General features: G+C 34.5%; 20 protein-coding genes and 1 pseudogene. 14 read left to right on the top strand and 7 right to left on the bottom strand.

What is annotated here, in order from left to right:
- Nucleotides 1-17: 17 nt before the first annotated feature.
- Both FNW52_RS12440 and FNW52_RS12435 read right to left on the bottom strand, forming a co-directional pair.
- Nucleotides 18-632 (bottom strand): glycoside hydrolase family 19 protein, encoded by a 615-nt coding sequence (locus FNW52_RS12440; protein WP_143377798.1) that lies wholly within the window; start codon nt 630-632, stop codon nt 18-20.
- A complete protein-coding gene (locus FNW52_RS12435; RefSeq protein WP_143377797.1) occupies nt 626-1057 on the bottom strand; it encodes a hypothetical protein in 432 nt (143 codons plus the stop codon). Before FNW52_RS12435 ends, FNW52_RS12440 begins: the two co-directional genes overlap by 7 nt.
- 934 nt (nt 1058-1991) lie before the next feature.
- Here FNW52_RS12435 and FNW52_RS12430 point away from each other — a divergent pair.
- The 5 genes from FNW52_RS12430 (at nt 1992) to FNW52_RS20760 (ending at nt 4383) form a co-directional block, all read left to right on the top strand.
- A complete protein-coding gene (locus tag FNW52_RS12430) occupies nt 1992-2180 on the top strand; it encodes a hypothetical protein (RefSeq protein ID WP_143377796.1) in 189 nt (62 codons plus the stop codon).
- A gap of 174 nt (nt 2181-2354) precedes the next feature.
- Nucleotides 2355-3116: a hypothetical protein gene (locus FNW52_RS12425; RefSeq protein ID WP_143377795.1), complete on the top strand. Its 762-nt coding sequence runs from the start codon at nt 2355-2357 to the stop codon at nt 3114-3116.
- 100 nt (nt 3117-3216) lie between these two features.
- Nucleotides 3217-3534 (top strand): hypothetical protein, encoded by a 318-nt coding sequence (locus tag FNW52_RS12420; protein WP_143377794.1) that lies wholly within the window; start codon nt 3217-3219, stop codon nt 3532-3534.
- A gap of 139 nt (nt 3535-3673) precedes the next feature.
- Entirely contained in the window at nt 3674-4204 is a 531-nt protein-coding gene (locus FNW52_RS12415; protein ID WP_143377793.1) for a hypothetical protein, read from the top strand.
- A gap of 5 nt (nt 4205-4209) precedes the next feature.
- A complete protein-coding gene (locus FNW52_RS20760) occupies nt 4210-4383 on the top strand; it encodes a hypothetical protein (RefSeq protein ID WP_185965972.1) in 174 nt (57 codons plus the stop codon).
- Between the two features lie 272 nt (nt 4384-4655).
- Here the strand turns inward: FNW52_RS20760 and tssD are convergent, their stop codons facing one another.
- From tssD to FNW52_RS12395, 4 genes and pseudogenes are all read right to left on the bottom strand, one after another.
- Entirely contained in the window at nt 4656-6170 is a 1515-nt protein-coding gene (tssD, locus tag FNW52_RS12410) for a type VI secretion system tube protein TssD (RefSeq protein WP_143377792.1), read from the bottom strand.
- A 114-nt stretch (nt 6171-6284) separates the two neighbouring features.
- Nucleotides 6285-6473: a hypothetical protein gene (locus FNW52_RS12405; protein WP_143377791.1), complete on the bottom strand. Its 189-nt coding sequence runs from the start codon at nt 6471-6473 to the stop codon at nt 6285-6287.
- 124 nt (nt 6474-6597) lie between these two features.
- A pseudogene (locus tag FNW52_RS12400) lies at nt 6598-7251 on the bottom strand (magnesium chelatase domain-containing protein); the annotation flags it as partial.
- Nucleotides 7252-7478: 227 nt separating this feature from the next.
- Nucleotides 7479-8315: an Rpn family recombination-promoting nuclease/putative transposase gene (locus FNW52_RS12395; RefSeq protein WP_143377790.1), complete on the bottom strand. Its 837-nt coding sequence runs from the start codon at nt 8313-8315 to the stop codon at nt 7479-7481.
- A 384-nt stretch (nt 8316-8699) separates the two neighbouring features.
- Between FNW52_RS12395 and FNW52_RS12390 the strand changes: the two genes are divergently transcribed.
- The 9 genes from FNW52_RS12390 to FNW52_RS12350 all read left to right on the top strand — a co-directional run bounded on the left by FNW52_RS12390 (nt 8700) and on the right by FNW52_RS12350 (nt 21802).
- Nucleotides 8700-9482 (top strand): c-type cytochrome, encoded by a 783-nt coding sequence (locus FNW52_RS12390; protein WP_185965971.1) that lies wholly within the window; start codon nt 8700-8702, stop codon nt 9480-9482.
- A gap of 327 nt (nt 9483-9809) precedes the next feature.
- Entirely contained in the window at nt 9810-12806 is a 2997-nt protein-coding gene (locus FNW52_RS12385) for an amidohydrolase family protein (RefSeq protein ID WP_143377788.1), read from the top strand.
- A 12-nt stretch (nt 12807-12818) separates the two neighbouring features.
- Nucleotides 12819-14123, top strand: a complete 1305-nt coding sequence (locus FNW52_RS12380) for an amidohydrolase family protein (protein ID WP_143377787.1) — start codon at nt 12819-12821, stop codon at nt 14121-14123.
- Between the two features lie 8 nt (nt 14124-14131).
- Nucleotides 14132-14509 carry a PH domain-containing protein gene (locus FNW52_RS12375; protein ID WP_143377786.1) on the top strand — a complete coding sequence of 126 codons (378 nt, stop codon included), beginning with the start codon at nt 14132-14134 and terminating at the stop codon, nt 14507-14509.
- A gap of 174 nt (nt 14510-14683) precedes the next feature.
- Nucleotides 14684-15700: a dipeptide epimerase gene (locus tag FNW52_RS12370; protein ID WP_143377785.1), complete on the top strand. Its 1017-nt coding sequence runs from the start codon at nt 14684-14686 to the stop codon at nt 15698-15700.
- A 225-nt stretch (nt 15701-15925) separates the two neighbouring features.
- On the top strand, nt 15926-16996 hold the full coding sequence (locus FNW52_RS12365) for an aminotransferase class I/II-fold pyridoxal phosphate-dependent enzyme (protein ID WP_143377784.1): 1071 nt from the start codon (nt 15926-15928) through the stop codon (nt 16994-16996).
- Nucleotides 16997-17476: 480 nt separating this feature from the next.
- Nucleotides 17477-18793 (top strand): ammonium transporter, encoded by a 1317-nt coding sequence (locus FNW52_RS12360; RefSeq protein ID WP_143377783.1) that lies wholly within the window; start codon nt 17477-17479, stop codon nt 18791-18793.
- Nucleotides 18794-19156: 363 nt separating this feature from the next.
- Complete coding sequence (locus FNW52_RS12355; protein WP_143377782.1) at nt 19157-20485, top strand: ammonium transporter; 1329 nt, start codon at nt 19157-19159, stop codon at nt 20483-20485.
- Between the two features lie 441 nt (nt 20486-20926).
- Entirely contained in the window at nt 20927-21802 is an 876-nt protein-coding gene (locus tag FNW52_RS12350) for a class I SAM-dependent methyltransferase (protein WP_143377781.1), read from the top strand.
- 161 nt (nt 21803-21963) lie between these two features.
- Here the strand turns inward: FNW52_RS12350 and FNW52_RS12345 are convergent.
- Nucleotides 21964-24916 (bottom strand): T9SS type A sorting domain-containing protein (locus FNW52_RS12345; RefSeq protein WP_143377780.1); only part of this gene is annotated, 2953 nt, incomplete at its 5' end.

Genomic DNA, 24916 nt, shown 5'->3' with positions numbered 1-24916 from the left:
ATATTTTTGTTTTTTCGTTATTGTAGAAGTTGATAGAATTCTTTTGTTTTGGTTATTCTATCATTTAAACCATTCAATCCACCATTAACTTTTTTTGATACTGATGTTATACTTACATCATCAACCGTTTTTGTTAACTTCCATAAATTGTTATTATCAAAATAGAATTTAGCTGATTCAAAAAAGTATTTACCAGCTACCAATTCTGGTTTTGATACACAATCATCATTAACATATTTTGAAAATAGTTGATAGTTATTTTTTCCAGTTAATTGTAATGCTCCACGCCCTTTATATATCCAACCTTCTTGTGATGCTTCATCACCATTACCCATTCGATTACTATAAACCTTGCTTGCAATCTTAATTGGTTGCTTAACATACCCAACGGTTGATTCTGGAGTTGGAAAGTACTTTTTGAATGTTGTGGTTAGACCAATAGTTGAATACATTAGATTTTCAGTATCTAAAGCAAAATTTCCTGTTTCGTGTGCCACTTGACCAAGGAAATGTGCTAAATCTTCATTACTATCTATCTTAAGTACCTCTTTCAACTTGTTTAAGGTCTTTTTACCAATAACACCATCGGCAAGCAGCCCGTATTGCGCTTGAAACTGTTTAATCTTTAACATCTTGGTGATAGAATGAAGATTTCGTTCAATATAATTGAATAAATTAGCCTTATTGTTGGTGTTAATGCATAAGAAGTGGCATTCTGGACGGGTTTTTTGAAGTAAATGCTGATTTTGATACCCATTACTGGCACATTATGCTGCCTATCTAGCCTATTTGATGGTAAAAACTTCAAAAAATAGCCGATATTTTCGGGATTATGACCCGTTTTTTGTCCGTATTCCTTTAAGGAATTGTTGATATTTGTGTGTATTTCAACCTCAATTTCGGGTGAAAATGGGTCAAAGAAGTCAAAAGCACCTAAACCATCAATATCAACTTGAATTGCTTCACCAGCATCTTCATATTGAACAAGAAAAGGTTGGTAACGTTGTAAATTCTTAATTTCAAATTCACCAGTTTCGATTGTAGTAAGTGTATTCATATTGTATAACTATTTATACTTATATGATACTGTATGAATACTGAAATGTAAAGTTGATATTGGTTCAGTATAATTAATCTAAGCTGTTTTAGGACTAGATAAGTTGATATGCAACAACTAATACCAATAACTATTATTAATTGATTAAAACGGGTTCAAATGAAGCCGAAATTGATAAGGTAAAAATGGTTGGTTCTGTTCCTGCGGAGCAGTTGAAATTGAAATGTGCTAAACCTTTGATTGCGTTGAAGTGTAACTTGAAAATCTTTATCGTTGAAGTAATCTTTCATTCGTTGAAGTAGGTGGAACACCATAACCAACTGGAAAAATTAATTAAGTTGATATTGTTAGATATTCCAACTTGTATTTCAATTAAGTTAAAATGAATAAAAAGAAATAAAGAATTAATATCAAGTTGAAACCTTTGCGAAGCTGCATTCTACATTATGGATGCGTAGCAGACATAATCAATCATTATTAATTTTATTATTTCTTTTTCTATTTTTTTTATAATGACAAAGTATATACACAAAGAGAGGTATAGGTATATAGGGGTCAACTGACTTATAATAAGTTATCTGACTACAAATAAAATTATTTATTATAAGTTGTCTGACTTATAATAAGTTATCTGACTACGAATAGGTTTTATTTATTATAAGTTGTCTGACTACAAATAAACAAAACCACTTCAACAAAAATCAAACTTTTCCTTCATTTACATACGTTAATCTATTTAGAAACGTCAAGTAGTACAAAACAAAACACTCTTCAACTACCGTAAATACTACAAATAACATATAACTTAATTAATTTATAAATAAAATATTCAACACTACCAAATTATTTTGCATCTATTTTTAAAAAAGACTTGACTTACACAATAATTAATAGTACTTTTGTAATATAATAACATAAAGGTTAAACAAATAAAATGAAAAAAAGATATATAATATTAAAGAACAATGTTGAAGTAGGTGAAGGTGATAATGATGTAGAAATTTATAAATTTCTAAACTGTACTAAACAATACTATCATCAATCATTAAAAGATAAAATATATGATAATGGTGTAAATTATAAAGGTGATAGATACACATTAATTGATAGAGTTAATCCATAGTAATAAAAAAATGTTAAAGTTTATCTTTTTACAAAAACTGATATATTTATTAATATACAAACAGTAAAGTTTTCAAATCTAGGTTTCCAGCGGACAAAATCGGATTGCAACCAACCGCTGGTTCTACTACCTATTAAAAAGTAGAATATAACAAAAGTAGAATATTAACCAAAAATGAAACAAATTCAACAAACTTACCACGATGCACTTTTTTACGCATCAGCAACAATTAATAAAAATACTGATTTTTATTTAACATCATCAGATTACAAAGTATTGATAAAATTAATACATCAATCAACTATGTACTCAGAAATTACAATTCAAAACGATACAATAGCCAAATATATTTGGTTAGGTGAAACAACTGTTAGAGATTCAATCAAATCATTAATAAGAATGAAGTACATTGAAACAAAAGGTCAAGTGTTTAATAATAGAGGTGGTTATAAATCAAAAAGAACAATATCCATCAACTGGAATAAATTATCTGAAATACTAAAGAAAAGTAATCCAACTGAATCACAAGAAGATTTTGTCGAAGATACAATACCAACTGAATCAAACACAAGCGATTTAAGTAACGATAATAAAGAAGTGATAGTTGATGTTATTGAAGAACAAAAGGAATTACCAAGTGAACCAAATGTTGAAATATTAATAGTTCCAGACTATGACCCAAACACACATATCATAACACCACCAACACCAGAAGAGCTTGAAGCAATCAAAGATTTTGATATAACTGAAAAGTCTGTACCAAGAACTGTAGAACAAAACTACATAGAAGAGATACTAAGCTTATATAATGACAATGAAAATAAAGTTGGGTTACTAGGTCAAAGTGATAGCCTAAAATTAGAACAAATATTTAATAGTGGAACAGCCAAAAAATTCGATGTAACTATCTTTAAAAATATTTTTGGAAAACTTTAACATATTGATTAGGTCTTTTGGTAAAAAGCTAGATACTTATTAGTATACAATAACAATAAATGGTTTGCCATGGCAAACCTAAATAATAAAAGAAAACAAAATGAACACATTAACAAAAGAACAATGGTTGAAAAAAATTGAATACAAAAACATAATAAGAAACCAAAACGCATTCAGCAATGCAACATTAAGAACAATTGAAATAGGTATTGGAGATTTGGAACTAATCCAAAATGATATACAAGATTATGAATTGAAAAATGAAGGGACAGTTGATAACGAATTACTAACTGAATTACTTAAAGAAGTTGCTTATGGGTTCCTTAAATCATCACCAAGACGATACACAATCAAATATGCACATTGGGATGGATACAAAACTAGAATCACTAATAGTGTAATATACACAAAATACTAAGAACGAACTAAACCATTCCAACGAATGGTTTTTTTATAAACAAAAAATTTAACAAAAACTTTAACATATTGATTCGGTCTTCTGCTATAAAGCTAGATATTTATTAAGGTAGGTTATCATATTAACCACCACATTAAAAATGAAAACAGATTTTGTAATTGCCGATGAACACGGTAGAGAATTATTTAAAGAATACGCAACCAAACAAGATTGGTACAAATACATAAAGGAATCCAAAAATGAAAAAGCCAGATGGGATATCAGTTACTGGTCAGGTAGCACAATGATAATTGGTGAAATCAAAGTAAGAGAATCATATGATTCAACTTCATTTGTTGAATGGGATTATGAAGCAAAAAAACACACAGCACTTGTTGAACTGAAAGACCAGATGCAAGAGAAGTACCCAAAGAAAACAATTGAAATACAATACATCAACATCTTCAAAGATGAAGCAATCAAGATTTGGACAACAACAAACATACATAATCAACAACAACCAGTTTGGAACAAAAGACCATCAACAACATATGGCAAAACTGAAATGGTAGACAAGCTTAACTATAAATGTAGTCTGGAAAATGAAGCACTTAGAAGTCATCTATATGAAGTGATAAGTGAACCAAGAATTGAAGATGGTGAAGATGAAAATGATAATTTACCGTTTTAAAGATAATGATAAGAAGTAACAACAAACCAAAAATGAACAACCAAGAAGCAACACCAGAAGATGAAGTAATGAAAAGAATACTTGAAGAAATTGAAAAGTATAAGAATAATCAAAATGAATTTAAAGAAGCAATTGATGATTTCATTTTGAAAAGCAACGAAATACTAGATGATGAATAAATAAACCAATGCAAAAAAAGCTACTTAGAAATAAGTAGCTTTTTTTGCATTGGTTTCATTTTGATAATCTTTTATAAATAAATATTGAAAAAATAATTGATAAAAAAATTGAAATCAACCCACTAAAAAATATTTGTTTAAAAGGCATTATTTGATGTCCATCTGGAGTTCTTGGTGGAATAAAATACATTATAAGGTTATAAGTAACAATGAATAAAATTACACTAAAAAAAACTATTAAAATAAAACCAATAAACTTATTAATTGTTTTTTTATTTTCCATAAACATAACCATAAAAATTACTACTAAAAACTTCTGGATTAACAATTACTTTTTTAATTTCACCCCAAGAAAATACTTTAAAATCATATTCATCCCAAGTTATTGTACCATCAATAACACCTTTAAATACTACCCAATGTTCAATGGAACTTACCAAACTAGATTTTTTCTTATACAACATATTCGTATTGATTAACATAATAACTGCATAACCTTTTAAATAAAGTTCTTGCATTTTAGCAACTTCGTGTGAAGATGAATCTTCACCATCCCAAGGTAATGTACCTTTATTAAAAACAACATTAGTATTATCAATAACAGATTTAAGACCAAGAATTTCTTTCATCAATTTCATAAGTTCTCGTGGAACAGTTGAACCAGCAAATGATTCATCATTTTCACCACTATAATTTATAACACCATTTTCTTTATCTCTTATACAAGAAAATGCAATCCAATCACAATAGGGCATTTTAACTAAATAATTTGGATATTTTTTATTGGTTGTTGGATTCATTTCTAATAGATGACTACTCTTTGTAGATACATCAAATGTATAATCATTACATTTAGCAACTCCTTTTTGATGCAACTGTAATACAAAATCTTCATATTTATCAAAATCTTTTTTAGCTAATAAATAAATAACAGCTGCCATCCCACAAGTAGGTGTGTCGTTTTGATTTGCTAAATATGGTTTTATTTTTCTTTCTTGAAGCTCTTCTTTTATTTTTGTTCTATCAAACCATCTGAATCTATTGTGTTTCCATACTTTTATTTCACCTTCATTTTCTGAGTCTTTTATAAAAGCTCTGATATATACAAAATGTCCGCACATATCTTTATCATTTACAGTAAAATTTAATGAATCACCAACGTGAGAAAGTTTTTTATCAATCCATTTATTCTCTGACGAATTATGGTATCTCACCATCCAGTTTATTGTCGATTTGTTATCTGGAATTTCTTCGGTATAATCAGTTACCTTAAATTCGTAAGTTTTACCAAAAACCATCCCCTCTTGGAGTTTTGTCCCAGTACCATCATTAGCAGAACCATTGTCCAGTTTCGTTATGCATTTTATAGTTTTTACTTTGGTTTCAGCCTTTTCTTGCTTAACTATTTTTTTTGGGGGTGCAATCTCTTCTTTTGGGTTTTCACGTCTAGGCTCTACTATTCTCAAAATTTGATGCATTGGTATTGTACCATTCGCTTCAAATTTTTCATTATGAAAGATACAATATGATTTTTTGAATTGAATCTCTTTGAATTTACTAATCCCATCTGGTTTGTAAAATGTAATAACCCCGTCTTTTGCCTCATCACCAAGTGCCCATACCAAAAGAGACGTATCACTGTCAGATTCAATTTTTAAATCAAAAACCAAACCACTTGGCATTCCCGATGGTTTACCCGTTACATCTACTCGTTGACTTGAATTATAATTAAAGTCTAATAATCTGTATTCTTTGTTGTCTAATTTTAATACTCCTAAACCTACCATTATTTTTTTTATTAATTATTTACTAATCCTCTTACACTTTAACAATTGAAAACGTTAAAAATAAGGTAATATTATTACAATACATAAATATTTTAATTAATTACTTACAAATATTTAATAAATTATTTTTTCTTCAAATGCTTCAATAGCATTTTCAATCTTGATTAATTTTGAATCCAATAAAAGATAATTGGTATCACTCAATCTTTCATACTCTTCTAACATCTTATACTGTTTCATTTGCTTTTTGATGTACGTCTTTAACTGGTACAAATCGGTTAACGATAATTCAGATAGTTTCATATTTTTTTCATTAAATTAGACAAAGAATTTAAATATTTTCAAATAATTTTGAAGTTATTTATCCTTGGAAGTGTAACTAGTTGATATTGAATGAAATAAAAATGGTATTTCTTTACCACATTTTTATAATATTATGTCCACCGGCAGCTGCAATTTCCATGCAACGTTTAATACTCTCTTGCCCTTTCACATCCGAGAAATCAAATTCAGGAAAATCTAATGTTTTATAAAACTCGGCTCTGGTATCGATAGTAGTGGGTTCCAGCGTTCCTTTTCCTTCCAAGAAATCAATCACTTCCTGAACATTAGAAACACCGTAGACATCCAGTCCAGCCACAATTGCCGCTTCTTTTACGTTTTGAATGGGAAGAAAGAAACCTTTAAAACCTTCTTCTTTGGCTTTTATAGCAATGGGCAAAGCGCCACGTATGGGCTGCAAACTACCATCGAGAGACAATTCTCCCATGATAATGTATTTGTCCACTTCAGTCGCTTTTATTTGTGCAGAAGCAACCAGAATACCAATGGCCAAAGTCAAATCATAGGCGGAACCTTCTTTGCGCAAATCGGCTGGAGCCATATTGATCGTGATTTTTTTTCCCGGCATGGCATACCCATTATTCTTAAGTGCTGCCGCAATCCGATAACTACTTTCTTTGATGGCGTTGTCTGGTAAACCTACCAAATGATAGCCAATTCCTTTATCCATATTGACTTCAACCGTAATAGTTGTGGCTTCAACTCCAAAAACAGCACTTCCGTAAACTTTGATTAGCATATAAAATAGTTTTATCTAAATGTAATTCCTTTTTCAATACCAAGCAAAAATAATTAATCAAATTCTTACTATTAACAAACTCAGTACCACAAACGTTAAGTTAATTTTCAGTTTACATTCTAAATAAAGGTGCCAATTTTAAAACGTTTTATAGCTTGGCGATATAGTGGATTAAGGAAGTCTAAACCGCCATGTTGCCAAACAGCGGTTGACAGAAGTACGAGTATTTATAACTTTTCAATCTCTTCATTAGTCAATCCTGTTGATTTAGAAATAACATTAATTTCTATTCCGAGTAATTTTAGTGATTTTGCAATTTCTAATTTTCCTTCTAATTTCCCTTCGTCAAAAGCCGTGTCTATTACGCCTTTCAAATCGCGATAAGATTTTAAACTGTTTTCGTAGTTATCCAGTTCAATTGCTCCATATTTTGCAATTTCTGCTTTTTCAAACGCTTTAGAAAAAACTTCGTCATTAAAAATGCTTGGAATAGTTTGAAAATCTTCCAAATGTTTTATGAAATACAACCATTTTTCGATTCTAGTTTTTAAATCGGCTTCGTTTTTCTTAAAATTAGGCATTTCAAGATAAATGTATGTCAACTTATCATAAAACGTTTTTTCGTTTTGATTTTTAAGTTTTATAGTGTGAATTACTTCGCTTTTTTCGGGTTCGCTTTCGTAATCATCAAAGGTAAAATCAAGAATTCCAATGCAATAGACGGCTTTCAAATTGTAGTTCCATTCTCCTCTTTCGGCCTGTTCTTGAATTGGAAAAGTCGCATAATAAATAGTTCCTTCTTTGAAATAATTTTGCTTTGCCTTTTGTAATTCTACGATAAATTTTTCGCCTTTTTCATTTTCGCAATAAATATCATAAATTGCTTTTCGATCAAATTCAGTTTGTCCGAGTTGCTCGTTATTTTTAAAAGAAAGTACTGCTATTTTGTCGTTTTTAGGCAAAATAGCATTCAAAAAATCAAGCAATAAAGGTTTGCTTGCTTCTTCTCCAAATATTTTTTTAAATCCGAAATCTGTAAATGGATTTATATATTTTGCTTTCATTTCTAATAATTTTAACAAAATTACAATTTAAATTTGAAATGAAAATTATTTGTGATTCTCATTTCGGCTACACAAGTATTTCTGCCCACACTATAATACATACATTTTTTTTTAGAAATATTATTAAGAATGCGAGTTTCAATGTTTACAGACTGGTCTGAAAACTGCGACTGAAAACTAAAAACTTCTTAGTACCCTGTATCTTTATAGCTATTATTATTTAACTCCTTCGTACAAAATCAAACCTAAATCGTTCCCTACTTTGTTTATCTTTATAACCAACTTCCTAACACATCAAACATGAAATCAACTAAAAGCAATCTATTTATATACTTCCTATTAATTTGCAGTTTCATTTCTTGCAATCAAAAAAAGGAACAGAAATTGAACCCATCAAATGCTTCTCCACCCAAAGCTGCTACAATTGAGCAAACAGTGAGTCAACCTGAATATCATATTGATTTATTGGATTTAAAAACAAAGAAAAAACTTAGAAAAGACACTATAGTAACTATTGTAAACGATCCTGTTTATCACAAAACAAAGAAATACAAGGCAGTTAATGCTTTGACACTTATTGCAAACGAAATAGATTTAAGAAAAATCGACGCTAATAGCACAAAAATTGTTTTCGAATGCCGGGATGGCTACAAACCCGAAATGCCTTTAGCATTATTTTTAGCTTCAAAACCCTATTTAGCTTTTAAAGATGTGGGTGCAAAAGGAGCCGATTGGGAACCAATCTCAAAAAACGGAAACAAAATGGATGCAGCTCCCTTTTATCTGGTTTATACGGATGCTTCTACAAAAGATGATCGTTATAAATGGCCCTATAACTTAATGAAAATTCACATAGAACCCATTGACAAATCAAAAACAGCTTTGTATCCCAAGGATCCATCAAGAGTTGCGGGTTATACTTTATTTCAAAATCAATGCATTACTTGTCACGCCATAAACGGAATTGGTGGCGAAATGGGTCCCGAACTCAACTATCCGAAAAGCGTAACGGAATATTGGGTAGAAACCGAATTGGTCAATTATATTGTCAATCCAGCTTCCTTTAGAAACAAAGTAAAAATGCCAACATTAGGAATCACAAAGCAACAATCACAAGAAATTGTTGGGTATTTAAAATATATGGCTGAAAATAAAAAGGGAAATTGAGGACTGATTATACCCTTTTAGATTATCATATTATTTTTCATTTGAATACACTTCGTATTTATTTTACATCAATATAGATATATTAAAAATTTCTAACAATAAAATAAAAAAATAAATACCGAACTCACCGGTTTGTCCTAAAAACTCAAAAGTGCAACAAAAACTATTGAAGCCCTTATTTTAAACTTATATGCAATCAACATTAACACAAATTTCTGTCCATAATCTTTATAGACCTCGGGAGTAAAATAAATACCATTTATTTCAAATAAATTATAAGATTAATGAGTTAAATATCATAATTTAGTTTTTCGAAACAAAACAAAAATGAGAAAAACCTTATTATTACTATTTTTAAGTATATTTATACCTAAAATTCAAGCTCAGGATTATTTTCCAAACAGTGAAAGCGTACAGAATAAAAACAACAACTACACGGCTTTTACAAATGCAAAAATTTACATTTCCCCTACCCAAATCATTGAAAAAGGGACACTCCTAATTCAAAATGGTAAAGTTACCGCAACAGGAAATACTATTATTGTCCCAAAAAATGCAACTATTATTGATCTTAAGGGAAAATTTATTTATCCTTCCTTTATAGATATCTACACTAGTTTTGGTATTGAAAAACCCAAAAACAATTCAAATTTTGATGAAGGGCCTTTGTATAATACCAAAAGAGTGGGGTATTATTGGAATGAAAGTATTCGCTCTGAGACAAATGCTTATACCGTTTTTAAATACGATACAACCAAAGCCGAAGAATTACTAAAAGCAGGTTTTGGAGTAGTGCTTACCCATGTACCTGATGGAATTGCTCAAGGAACAGGAACTTTAATCGCTTTGAATACTACTGTAACTAGCACACGTGTGGTGTCTAACAAAATAAGCAATCAACTTTCTTTTACCAAAAGCGCTTTGACAACTCAGGCCTACCCTACTTCATTAATGGGAAGCATGGCGCTATTACGTCAGATGTATCTGGATATGAACTGGTATAAAAACGGAAATTCGACTACTACCGATTTATCCCTCGAAGCTATGATTGAGAATCAAAAACTGATTCAGATTTTTGATTCGGGAGACAAACTCAACAGTCTTCGTGCCGCCAAAATAGCGAAAGAGTTTGGTATAAATTATATTCTGAAAGGATCTGGAAATGAGTTTGAAAGAATTGACGAAATCAAGAAAACTGATTCGAAATTTATTATTCCTATTAACTTTCCTGAAGCTTATGATGTATCCAGTCCTTACTTAGCGAATCAAATGGATTTAAGCGATTTCCGTTTTTGGAATCAAGCACCCACGAACCTAAAAGTATTGTCGGATAACAGCATTGTATTTGCTTTGACCACCGACAAATTAAAAAAGACCGAAGATTTTAGACCCAACTTATTGAAAGCTATAAAGTATGGTTTTGATAAAACAAAAGCATTAGAATCCCTAACCACTATTCCTGCCTCATTATTAGGAAAAAGCGATGAAATAGGCAGTTTAAAAAATGGAAGTCAGGCTAATTTCATTATAACCTCAGGAGAATTATTTGATGAAAAAACTATTGTTCATGAAAATTGGGTACAGGGTACAAAATTTATTATAAGCGAAATTGTACCTAATGATATTCGTGGAAATTATGATTTAACCATTGCCAATGAAAAATACAAACTAAAGATTACCGGCGAATTAGCTGACCCAAAATCTGAAATCACAACTATTGATGAGAAGAAAGTAAATTCGAAACTCACACTAGCAAACAATTGGATAACTGCGTTAGTAAAATCGAAAGATACTATCAATCCTAATTTTACCCGATTAACTGGTTTTATTGACAATACTAGTGTAATCTCTGGAAAAGCAATCTTGGCAAATGGAAACGAAAGTATCTGGTCTGCCACAAAAACTGCTCCATTTGTAGTTAAAAAAGATTCTGCAAAAGTAGAGAAACTCAATCGTATTATTCCCGTTACATATCCCAACATAGGATTTGGGAATGCACAAAAACTAACTCAACAAACTTTACTATTCAAAAACACCACCGTTTGGACTAATGAAAAAGAGGGGATTCTTGAAGAAACGGATGTATTAATCAAAAATGGAAAAATAGCTGCTATTGGCAAAAACTTATCCGATGCTTCGGCAACAGTAATAGACGCAAAAGGCAAGCATTTGACCTCTGGAATTATAGACGAACATTCGCATATAGCCATTTCTTCGGGTGTAAATGAAGCTGGCCAAAACAGTACTGCAGAAGTAACAATACAAGATGTAGTAAACTCCGAAGACATTAATATTTACAGAGATTTGGCTGGTGGAGTTACCACTTCTCAATTATTGCACGGTTCTGCAAATCCTATTGGAGGTCGCTCGGCTATTGTAAAATGGAAATGGGGGCTATCTCCAGATGAAATGCTCTACAAGGATCAACCCAAATTTATCAAATTTGCATTAGGAGAAAACGTAAAACAAGCAAACTGGGGTATTGATAATCCAACTCGATTTCCTCAAACCAGAATGGGTGTAGAACAAGTATTTACAGATTATTTTCAAAGAGCTAAAGAGTATAAAAATTCTTGGGAGAAATACAATTCAACGTCTAAAAAAGACAAAACTAAAGCGCCTAGAGTTGACTTAGAAATGCAGACCCTAGTCGAGATTCTAAACAAAGAACGTTTTATAACCTGTCATTCCTATATTCAATCCGAGATTTTGATGATGATGCAGGTTGCCGAAAAATTTGATTTTAGAATAAACACCTTTACCCATATATTAGAAGGTTATAAAGTAGCCGATAAAATGAAAGAACACGGTGTAGGAGCTTCTACTTTTGCAGACTGGTGGGCTTATAAATTTGAAGTAAACGATGCCATCCCTTATAATGGACCGATTCTTCACAATCAAGGAGTAATTGTAGCCTACAACTCTGATGATGCTGAAATGTCAAGACGATTGAACCAAGAAGCTGCCAAAGCCGTAAAATATGGGAATATCTCAGAGGAAGAAGCTTGGAAATTTGTGACTTTGAATCCTGCTAAATTATTGCACTTGGATGATAAAATTGGAAGTATCAAAGTAGGCAAAGATGCCGATGTCGTACTATGGAATAACAATCCGCTTTCAATATATGCCAAAGCTGAAAAAACAATTATTGAAGGAGTTGTCTATTATGATTTACAAAAAGACGAAGCACAACGTATCGCAATTAAAAACGAGAAAAGTGAATTAATTGCCCAATTATCGTTAGAGAAAAACAAAGGGATGAACACACAAGAACCCAAAAAGACTGATAAAAAAGAATACCATTGTGACACTTTAGAACAATAAAAAAAACAGAAAATGAAACATAAAAAAATACTATTTGTACTATTGGCACTCGTTTCAATAACTACAAAAGCCCAACAAATTCCTGCACCTAAACAAAGTAAATCAATTCTAATCCTAAATGCAACCGCTCACTTAGGCAATGGAAAAATAATAGAAAACAGTGCGATTGGATTTCAAGACGGAAAACTAACTCTAGTCGCCGATGCTACAACAATTCGCTTGGCAAACAATGCATTTGACACCACTATTGATGCTGCGGGAAAACACATTTATCCAGGTTTTATAACACCTAATTCTACTTTAGGATTAGTAGAAATTGATGCCGTAAAATCGTCTAATGATGATGATGAAATAGGCGTATTCAATCCGCATATTCGTAGTATTATAGCTTACAATACCGAATCTAAAGTGATAGAAACGGTTCGTCCTAACGGTATATTAATCGCACAAATCACACCTCGTGGTGGTCGAATTTCTGGTACATCATCTATTGTTCAACTAGATGCTTGGAGTTGGAAAGACGCCTTACTAAAAGAAAATGATGGAATACATCTAGAATTTCCTTCTAGTTACAAAAAAAGCGGTAGTTGGTTTGAACCTGGAGTTAGCGAACCCAACAAAGAATATAAAAATCAAATCGAAGAAATTAATTCTTTTTTATCAAATTCAAAAGCATATTCTTTAGATACACCCAAAGAAAAAAATCAAATTTTAGAAGCTGCAAAAGGTTTATTTGATGGCACTCAGACTTTATTTGTTCATGCAAATGAAGAAAAACAAATCATTGACGCCATTCAATTAGCAAAAGACAATAGAATCACTAAAATGGTTATCGTAGGCGGATATAACGCCTATAAAACTTCGGATTTACTCCAAAAAAACAATATTGGTGTGCTATTAAGACGTGTACATGATATGCCCGAAAGCAACGAAAATGATATTGATTTACCTTATAAAATGGCTAAAATATTAACAGATAAAGGGATTTTGGTTGGATTAGAAAATAGTGGCGATCATGAAAGAATGAATACCAGAAATTTACCTTTTTTGGCAGGAACGTGTGCAGCTTATGGTTTAGACAAAGAAACAGCATTGCAACTAATTACATCCAATACAGCAAAAATTTTGGGAATAGACAATTTATGCGGAACTTTGGAAATTGGAAAAGATGCAACATTATTTATATCCGAAGGAGATGCATTGGATATGAGAACCAATAAATTAACTCAAGCGTTCATACAAGGTAGATCAATCAACTTAGAAACTCACCAAAGTCAGTTGAATACAAAATTTAAAGAAAAATACAATCAAAAATAACACCAATTATGGGACTATTTAATGCCATTATGGGCAACGCATCAGAAGTAAATACCGAAAATCTTTCAAAAGAATTTGAACCTTTATTGATAGAAGGCGAAAGAATCGAGAAAGGGTACAAAGTAATCAAGGATATGTTTGTTTTTACCAATAAAAGACTGATTTTGGTCGAGAAACAATTGGTAGGAAGCAAGGTTGATCATCTTTCGATTCCCTATTCGTCTATTAAAAAATTCTCTAAGGAAAGCGCCGGCATCCTAGACATGGATGCAGAATTGAAAATTTGGCTGACAGGAGAAGACGCTCCAATCTCTAAACAATTTGGTAAAGGCGGAAATAACATTAATGAAGTGTACCAAATCTTGAGTCAACATATATTGAAATAATTTTAGATTGCAGATTTTAGAATTTAGATTAAAGAAAATAGAATAAAGAATATAGATTTTTAGATTGTGAATTTCGAAATATTGAATCTTTTTTCTCTTTTCTTTAATCTATTTTCTATACTCTTTTCTCTATTTTCTCTTTTCTTAAAAAAACTCCCCTAACAACCAAATCACATGAAAATCATTATTCGTACTTTTAAACTACAGCTAAAGCACACATTTACGATTTCGAGAGAGTCTCACGACATCCAACCAACGCTGATTGTTGAATTGCAAAGTGAGGGATTTTCTGGGTTTGGAGAGGCGACTTCCAATCCGTATTATAATATTACGGTGGATACGATGAGAGCAAATCTAGAAGCTATTATTCCGTTTATAGAAGCTCATAATGACGAAACTCCAGAAGATTTCCGGAACAGTTCTTCGGCTTTATTGAAAAATGACATGTTTTCATTATGCGCTTTAGACATGGCTTACAATGATTTGTATGCCAAGAAAAAAGGCAAAAAACTATATGAATTATGGGGGAATTCTCCGTTGCACAATCCCAAAACCGATTACACGATAGGGATTGACAAAATCGATAAAATGGTTTTGAAACTCAAAGAAATGCCGTGGCCGATTTATAAAATTAAATTAGGAACCAAAGACGACATTGCCATTGTTACCGAATTGCGTAAGCACACCAATGCGCGATTTCGAATTGATGCCAATTGTGGTTGGACGGTTACCGAAACGATTAATAACGCCATTGCCTTAAAAAAACTGGGGGTCGAATTCCTTGAGCAACCCATAAAAGCAGATCAATGGGCGGCGCATAAAGAGGTTTTTAAACATTCTGTCTTGCCTATTATTGCCGACGAAAGCTGCATTGTAGAAGAAGATGTCGCCAAGTGTCACCATCATTTTCATGGGGTGAACATCAAACTGGTAAAATGCGGTGGTCTTACCCCTGCGCGAAGAATGATTGCCGAAGCTAAACATTTGGGCATGAAAACAATGGTGGGCTGCATGACGGAATCTTCTGTGGGTATATCAGCAATTGCACATTTGTTACCCGAATTGGATTATGTGGATATGGATGGCGCTTTATTATTAGCGGAAGACATCGCCACTGGAGTTACCATAAAAGACGGAATCATACACTATGCGGATGCCAACGGAATTGGCGCTGCATTAAAAGCTTACTAGCAAAAACAAAACTTACCACAGATTAATTTGTGGTAATTCTAGTTATTAGCTTTAAAAAAAATCATTAGAAGTTTGTAAAATCTGCGCAAATCTGCCAAATCTGCGTGCCAATTTTTCCACGCAGATTTGGCAGATTTTCGCAGATTTTTTACGACAGTGTATTTTGTCGAAAACCGGTATCGGTTGCGAACAGTCATAAATTTAAAACTAATTCGTACAAACAACATGAAAGTAAACGAGATTCCCAATCGAATAATTTCCGTTGGTGGAAAAGAGCACCTCTACTTTGGTGGTACCAATTATTTAGGGGTCACTACCCTACCCGAGTTTCAAACGATTCTATTGGCAAGTTTCCAAAAATGGGGAACTAGTTATGGGAGTTCGCGTTCTGCCAACATTCAGCTGAAGGTTTACAAAACTGCCGAAAATTTGTTGGCAAAACAAATAGGAACTAATGCCGCTGTTACCATTTCCTCTGGTATGTTGGCTGGCAAATTGGCATTAGAATTATTACAACAAACAACTGATCTGGTTTTCTATTTCCCCAATACGCATCCCGCTTTACTGCATCCCTTTTCCCAACCGTTACTTCAAAACGGAAAATTGAATCCTTTTCTTTTCGATCCTACCGTTTCTAAAATTGGAATCGTAGCCGATGCCATTCCGTCGCTGGAAGTTACTCCTATAGATTTAAGCATTTTGCTTGAAATTCCAAAAGACAAAGAAATCACTTTGATCCTCGACGAATCCCACAGTATCGGAATATTAGGAGATAGAGGTCATGGTGTTTTAAATCAATACCAACTTCCGAATGTGCATCGAAAAATAAGCATTGCTTCTCTAGGAAAAGCTTTCGGGCTTTCGGGTGGCTTTATTGCTGGCGATTTGGATTTTATAACCGAATTAAAGAAACAACAAGCTTTTATAGGAGCCTCGGGAATGAATCCCGCTTTTCTGGAAACCTACATCAACGCACAAGAACTCTACGAAGTACAACGACAAAAACTACAACTCAATTTGTCCTACGTAGAAAGTAATTTAATTCCCAACCCTGCTTTTACATTTGTCAAAGAATATCCTGCTATTTACTTTGACAATAACGAGTTACTTCAATTGTTATTAGAAAATAAAATCATTCCAACCTCATTTCCTTATCCAACGGCTTCGGGTAAACTGAGTCGGATTGTGATTAGTGCGCATCATACAAAAGAGGATTTGGATACAATGACAAAACAATTGAATATTTTCTCTAATCTGTCTACCAATCTTGATAGTGACATTCGATTTGTTCTATAATAAATATCATTAAGTTAAGCATTTCATGTAAGGATTTTGTTAAATTTATTTCTCGCGAAGACGCAAAGCATAGTGCTATTTTTCTTTGCGTCTTTGCGAGAAATTTTAAAAAACAAGCAAGCCAATTTATCTCTTAAAAGTGACTCAAATTAAACGCTTAACTAAATATTTCAAAGTCTTAATCGGACAAAAATACTTTATCAAATAATAGTATTTTTTTTTGATTTATCCCTTTTGCAATGATTTACTTTCATAAATAGACCAGATAGCTACAAAACCAAAAAATAAATTCTTTTTTAGGTCCCAAATAAATCTTCCAAATTAAATTATCGCCATTTTTAAACACTTTTCAACCACTTGTCGTAAAATTTACAGGGGTCAAATTGAAAAAATGATAAAAATAAAAAATCAACCCATACTTTTAACTGGGTGTAATAATTCATTTTATAATTTTACATAAAAAATAAAAATAACCAGACAATGCGTAAAATAGTTTTAAGTGTGATTCTTATCACGATTTTGGTCCTATCCTACTGTTCCAATTTATTCCTAACCAACAACCCAACAAATCCTGCCGAAGTTTCTAATTTTAACACCGGAGACATCGCCTGGATGCTCGTCGCTTCGGCATTGGTATTATTAATGACCCCCGGATTAGGGTTCTTTTATGGAGGAATGGTTGGCAAAAAGAATGTCATCAGCACCATGCTCCAAAGTTTTATGGCTATGGTAATCGTAACCGTTTTATGGGTTATCATTGGCTTCGGATTATCATTTGGTCCTTCTATAGGAGGCATTATCGGAAACCCACTTCCGAACTTATTTTTTCAAGGTGTCGGAACTGGGACCTCATGGGGATTAGCGCCTACAATTCCATTTTTATTATTCGCTTTATTCCAAGCTAAATTTGCCATCATAACCCCCGCCATTGTTACAGGCGCCTTCGCAGAACGCATCCGTTTTTGGGCCTATATGTTATTTATGGTATTATTTATATTGTTTGTATACGCACCTTTAGCCCACATGACTTGGCATCCAGAAGGAATATTATTCAATTTAGGAGTCTTGGATTTCGCTGGAGGTACCGTGGTACACATGAGTGCCGGTTGGGCAGCCCTTGCGGGAGCCATGTTTTTAGGGAAACGTAAAATTCCAAAAGCAAACCCAGCACGTATCACTTATGTATTATTAGGAACCGGATTATTATGGTTTGGCTGGTTCGGATTTAACGCTGGATCTGCAATGGGAGCCAACGGACTTGCCGCACAAGCACTAGGAACCACCACTGTAGCTGCCGCTGCCGCTTCTATGGCTTGGGTATTTCTGGATAAAATCATGGGGCACAAACTTTCGGCAATGGGAGCTTGCATCGGAGCCGTTGTAGGACTGGTAGCCATCACACCCGCAGCTGGATACGTTAGCATTCCGCATGCCATAACTATCGGAATATTAGGAAGCATTGTAAGCAACATCATGGTTAGCAAATTTCCTAAAGGAAAAATAGATGATGCACTAGATGTTTTTGCCTGTCATGGCGTTGGCGGAATGGTCGGAATGCTTTTAACCGGAGTATTCGCTTCAAAAGCCATTAACCCCGCCGTTGTAGATCAAGGTCTTGCTTTTGGCGAAACTAAATTATTTACCAACCAACTTATAGCATTAGTAGGAGTTTCTATTTTTGCCTTTACCATGTCGTATTTCCTTTTTTTTATTGTTAACAAAATCACTCCTTTGAGAGTTACTGAAGAAAGAGAAGAACTAGGATTAGACATTTCTCAACACGGCGAATACTTGTAGCTCCTCCTTTAAACCAAAACCAAGCCCTCTAAAATTCTTTTTTTAGAGGGCTTTTTTTCTAATTAAACCCAAAATATTTTAAATTAAAATCACATCATTAGTCATCATATCCTAATCCTAAACAAAGACACAAACATCAACCATAATACCCTTACAAAACCAACCCTCAAGTCAACAAAAACTCAAAAACGGCATTATTAAATTCTTTTTTTTAGCTTAAAAAAAACACACCCCTTCAAAAACAAGGGGTGTTATTTTAAAAATTCATAATTATTAATTATATACCCATATTTTTTTCATTGTCTTTTAAATAATTTTATACTTTTATCAAAAATCAAAAAACCAAACCCAAAAACAAAAACCATGCGAAAAATTCTTTTAAGTCTGCTATTATGTACTATTTTAGTACTAACCCTTTTCTCTAATTTTTTCTTAACCGATAACCCAGTTCCTGCCGAAGCAGTCAAATTCGACACAGGCGATACCGCTTGGTTAATCGTTGCAACCTCATTAGTATTATTAATGACACCCGGATTAGGTTTCTTTTACGGCGGTATGGTGGGTAAAAAAAATGTTATCAGCACTATGTTACAAAGCTTCATGGCCATGGTGATCGTAACCGTATTGTGGGTTATCATTGGTTTCGGATTATCCTTTGGACCATCAATTGGCGGAATAATAGGAGATCCGAGAGAAAACCTCTTTTTTCAAGGTGTTGGCATAAATACCGCTTGGAGTCTTGCTCCAACAATTCCATTTATGCTTTTTGCGCTATTCCAAGCCAAATTCGCCATCATTACCCCAGCCTTAATCACGGGAGCTTTTGCAGAACGTATTCGTTTTTGGGCTTACCTATTGTTTATGGTATTGTTTATATTATTCGTCTATGCGCCATTGGCACACATGACTTGGCATCCAGATGGTCTTTTCTTCAAAATGGGAGTACTAGATTTTGCCGGTGGAACCGTAGTTCACATGAGCGCAGGTTGGGCTGCATTGGCCGGAGCCATCTTTTTAGGAAAACGTAAGGTTCAAAAAGTAAATCCTGCTCGTATTACTTATGTATTATTAGGAACTGGTTTATTATGGTTTGGATGGTTTGGTTTTAACGCAGGTTCTGCTTTAGGGGCTAATGGTCTTGCCGTACAAGCTCTAGGAACAACCACTGTTGCAGCTGCATCTGCCGCAATGGCTTGGGTATTCCTTGATAAAATTATGGGACACAAACTTTCGGCTATGGGCGCTTGTATTGGTGCCGTAGTAGGATTGGTTGCCATTACTCCGGCAGCTGGTTTTGTTAGCATTCCACATGCTATTGCTATTGGTATTATTGCCAGTCTTATCAGTAATGTAATGGTTCTTAAATTCCCTAAAGGAAAAATAGACGATGCTCTAGATGTTTTTGCGTGTCACGGTGTTGGAGGTATGGTTGGTATGGTACTAACAGGAGTATTCGCTTCTGGAGCTGTTTACCCAGGTTTAGTTGCCGAAGGTGGGGCCGGCCAAGGTCTTATCTTTGGAGAAACTGGTCTTTTTGTACACCAATTAACCGCCCTAGTAATCGTTTCTGTATTTGCTTTTAGCATGTCGTATTTCTTATTCTTTATTGTAAACAAAATTACACCTTTAAGAGTTACAGAAGATAAAGAAGAACTGGGATTGGATATTTCTCAACACGGAGAATACTTGTAAAAGCTAGTTTACAAATATATAAAAAGTATCTATTCAGTTTTCAGTCGCAGTCGCAGTCGCAGTTTTCAGAGTTGTCAGTAAACAATACAATTCGCTTTCTTAACAATATTTGTAAAAAAGGGAGTTTGTTTTAGAACTAGTTTAAAAATAAACACCCATTTTAGGCTGAAAACTGAGACTAAAAACTAGCTGAATAGTTACTATAAAAACACTCTAAAATTTAATTTTAGGGTGTTTTTTTTTTGATGTTAATTCACCTAAAATCTCATATAACGCAACGCTAAAAAACATCTATCCAATTGATTTATTTATAATTGCATAAAATATATGATGTCTTTAACATAAACAGATACATTATATCATTAAATTTATAGCTGCATTTCATACAAATAACAACCTCATCAATCTCCTCCTTTTTAATCCTACAAAGTCTTGACTGCAATGCGATTACAAACAATAAATCATACTATTATGGAACTAGAAATTGAAAAAATCAGGGATCAACAGAAAGAAACCTGGAACAAGTTTTCTCCCGGTTGGAAAAAATGGGATGAGCTTACAATGGATTTTCTAAAACCAATGGGAGATGAGATCATTAGACTACTTGATTTAAAAAACGACGATCTCGTTTTGGATGTAGCCGCAGGCACAGGAGAACCTGGTTTAACAATCGCATCACGATTATCAGCAGGAAAAGTCATTTCTACAGACTTAGCCGAAGGCATGCTCGAAATAGCACAAGAAAATGCGAAAAATAGAGGAATCAAAAATTTTGAAACCGTAGTGTGTGATGTTTGCGAGCTTCCCTTTGCCGATAACACTTTTGACGCTATTAGTTGTCGCTTTGGATTTATGTTTTTCCCAGATATGCAATTAGCTATAAAAGAAATGACACGAGTACTTAAACCCGGAGGAAGAATTGCAACTACCGTTTGGAACATTCCAGAAAAAAATTTCTGGGTAACGGCTATCATGGGAACTATCAATAAAAACATAGAAATACCTCCTCCTCCACCCGGAGCACCCGGTATGTTTCGTTGCTCGAAAGAGGGATTCATGACGAATTTATTTTCACAAGCAGGCTTGAAAAACATTTCAGAAAATGAGGTAACAGGAAAATTAAATTGCAAAACAACAGATGTGTATTGGAATCTAATGAATGATGTTGCCGCCCCAGTTGTTGCAGCGCTTAGTAAAACTGACAACGCAATGAAAGAAAAAATAAAAAACGAAGTGTATCTTTTGGTGAATCAAAAATATCCGGATGGGAATATTATTATTGACTCTAGCGCCCTTGTAATTTATGGGGTGAAATAACATCACTTACTAGTTCAAACCTGTTCAACAATATCCATTGTTGCATTTTTACTCAAAAGCAGTCAATTTCTAAAAAAAACAGCCTATCATTATTATAAAATAGTAAAGCCCTCCCAAATAAAATCAGGAGGGCTTTATTTTAAAACGTTTTTAAAATATTTTTATTTTTTTATCAAGTTGAGTGCTTTTGCATTAGCTCCTTGCTTAACCAAGACTAAATACTCTCCTGAAGTGAATTCCTCTCCAAAAACAATCGGCAAACCACCATTTTTTTCGATACGTTTTACCCTACGGGCAAGCATGTCGTACACCAACACTTCAACTTTTTCATCACTTCCGCCTTCCAAAACTAAAGTAAACTGATTATCGCTTGGATTAGGATAAACTCTTACAGTAAATTCAGCAGGTTCTATAATTGTTTCATTGTGGTGGGCTAAACTATATGAATCAACCATAACAAGCTCCGTAGATTTTACATCAGTAGATGCAACAACTATTTTATCAGGTACGGACAATTTTGCATTTAACACAGGAGCCTTGCAGTTACTGGTACATTTACCTAAAAAATCTCCATGATTAAGATGCTCCTGCACTGCCGACTGATCTACACAAATGGCTGTACAAGGATTCTTAGTGCTACCTGTTTGATGACAGAGCGCAACTTTTACAACACCACTATTTCCAGCAAAGCAACGTGCATCTTCGGCATCAACTCCTACTGACTGATTATATGGAATAGTATAAGAACATCCGTTGGCATCAACTACCATAGCAATAAATCGGGCATCTGCAAGCAAAGTAACATTTACGGAATAACTACCACTTAAAGGAATATTATTATTAATCGTACTGGAGGGATTACATGAAATAGATTTTGCCTGTACTCCGCACGAATTAATGGTTTGATACGCTGTCCCTGTACACGTCCAAGATTCATTACCTGTAGCATTAATATAGCCACAGATAAGTTTACCTCCCACACGTTCAATAGGACGGGATGGTGAAGTAGGTAAAGGATCTACCATCATTATTTCAACACGGTAAGGGGCTTGTCCTCCAGTTGGTTTTGCCGTGATAGTTGCAGTTTGATCCCCTGTATAACCATAGTAGAGCGTTGGGTTATTGGAGGTGATTGTTGCTAAAAGAGTCGTTGGAGCTATGATTGTAACCGTCATAGTTGAGGATGCACATAAATTAGCGTCTCTTACCTTAATTTGATACGTTCCTACACTGAGTCCACTAAACACATTAGACGATTGATAAGTTGATCCATTGTTTTTGGAATACATTAAAGTTCCAGTTCCGCCACTTCCTGTTACCGTAATTTTTCCATCCGTAGCCGTCGAACAACTCAAATCCGAACCATTATAAGATGTTTTCACCACACTTATAATAGTAACCGCTATTGGTGCCGTTATTATTACCGAGGTAAGTGATTTTACACAACCGCTGACATCTTTTACCGAGATAGAATGCGTTCCTGCTGCAAGGCTTGTGAATATATTGCTTGCTTGGTATGAACCACCATCAATTGCATAAGTTAATGTGCCTGTTCCGTAACTTGCCGTTACCGTAATCTTTCCATCGGTTGCTGTTGCACAACTCAATTGGGATCCGTTATAATTTGAGGTTACCGCACCGCTTCCGCTGATTGCCGCTGGGCTAACTGTGATTATTCTCGAAACAGCCGCAAGTGGTCTTCCACATGCATCGGTTGCAGTCCAAGTTTCTGTGACAGTTCCTCCACAGGCTCCAGGAGTTGCAGTAAAAGTAGAGGTATTTGAAATTCCACTAATTAAACTTCCTCCGCTCAATCCATTACTAAATAAAATAGTGCTTGAAGCAGGAATTTCGCCATAAGCTACAGTAATAGATGCAAGTGCTATCATTGTTGGCAATGTCGCTGGACTTACCGTGATTGTTCTGGATACCGATGCAAGGGCTCTACCACAAGTATCGGTCGCTGTCCAGGTTTCGGTTACCGTTCCTCCGCAGGAAGAAGGTGTGGTTGTAAAAGTAGAGGGGTTTGAGGTACCACTAATTAAACAACCACCACTCAATCCATTACTGAAACTGATAGTACTTGGGGCAGGAATCGAACCGCATGCCACTGTCGTAGCAGCGGGTGCAGTCATTGTTGGCAATGTCGCTGGACTTACCGTGATTGTTCTGGATACCGATGCAAGGGCTCTACCACAAGTATCGGTCGCTGTCCAAGTTTCGGTTACCGTTCCTCCGCAGGCATCTGGGGTGGCGGTGAAACTTGAGGTAACTGAGGTACCACTTACTTCACATCCTCCACTCAATCCATTGCTAAAAGGTATCGTACTTGTAACAGGGATTGCTCCACAGGCTACTGTAACATCCGCAAGTGCTGTCATTGTTGGCAATGCCGCTGGACTTACCGTAATTGTTCTGGATACCGATGCAAGAGCTCTACCACAAATATCGGTCGCTGTCCAAGTTTCGGTTACCGTTCCTCCGCAGGCATCTGGGGTGGCGGTGAAACTTGAGGTAACTGAGGTACCGCTTACTTCACATCCTCCACTCAATCCATTGCTAAAAGGTATCGTACTTGTAACAGGGATTGCGCCACAGGCTACTGTAACATCCGCAAGTGCTGTCATTGTTGGCAATGTCGCTGGACTTACCGTGATTGTTCTGGATACCGATGCAAGGGCTCTGCCACAAATATCGGTCGCTGTCCAAGTCTCGGTTACCGTTCCTCCGCAGGAAGAAGGTGTGGCTGTAAAAGTAGAGGGGTTTGAGGTACCACTAATTAAACAACCACCACTCAATCCATTATTGAAACTGATAGTACTTGGGGCAGGAATCGAACCACAAGCCACTGTCGTAGCAGCGGGTGCAGTCATTGTTGGCAATGTCGCTGGACTTACCGTGATTGTTCTGGATACCGATGCAAGGGCTCTACCACAAGTATCGGTCGCTGTCCAGGTTTCGGTTACCGTTCCTCCGCAGGCATCTGGGGTGGCGGTGAAACTTGAGGTAACTGAGGTACCGCTTACTTCACATCCTCCACTCAATCCATTGCTAAAAGGTATCGTACTTGTAGCAGGGATTGCGCCACAGGCTACTGTAACATCCGCAAGTGCT

Origin of the sequence: Flavobacterium sp. ZT3R18 (assembly GCF_007097385.1) — a bacterium.
Lineage (GTDB): Bacteria > Bacteroidota > Bacteroidia > Flavobacteriales > Flavobacteriaceae > Flavobacterium.
Note: the sequence above shows the minus strand (reverse complement) of the source record. Positions and strands in the feature narration are given on the sequence as shown.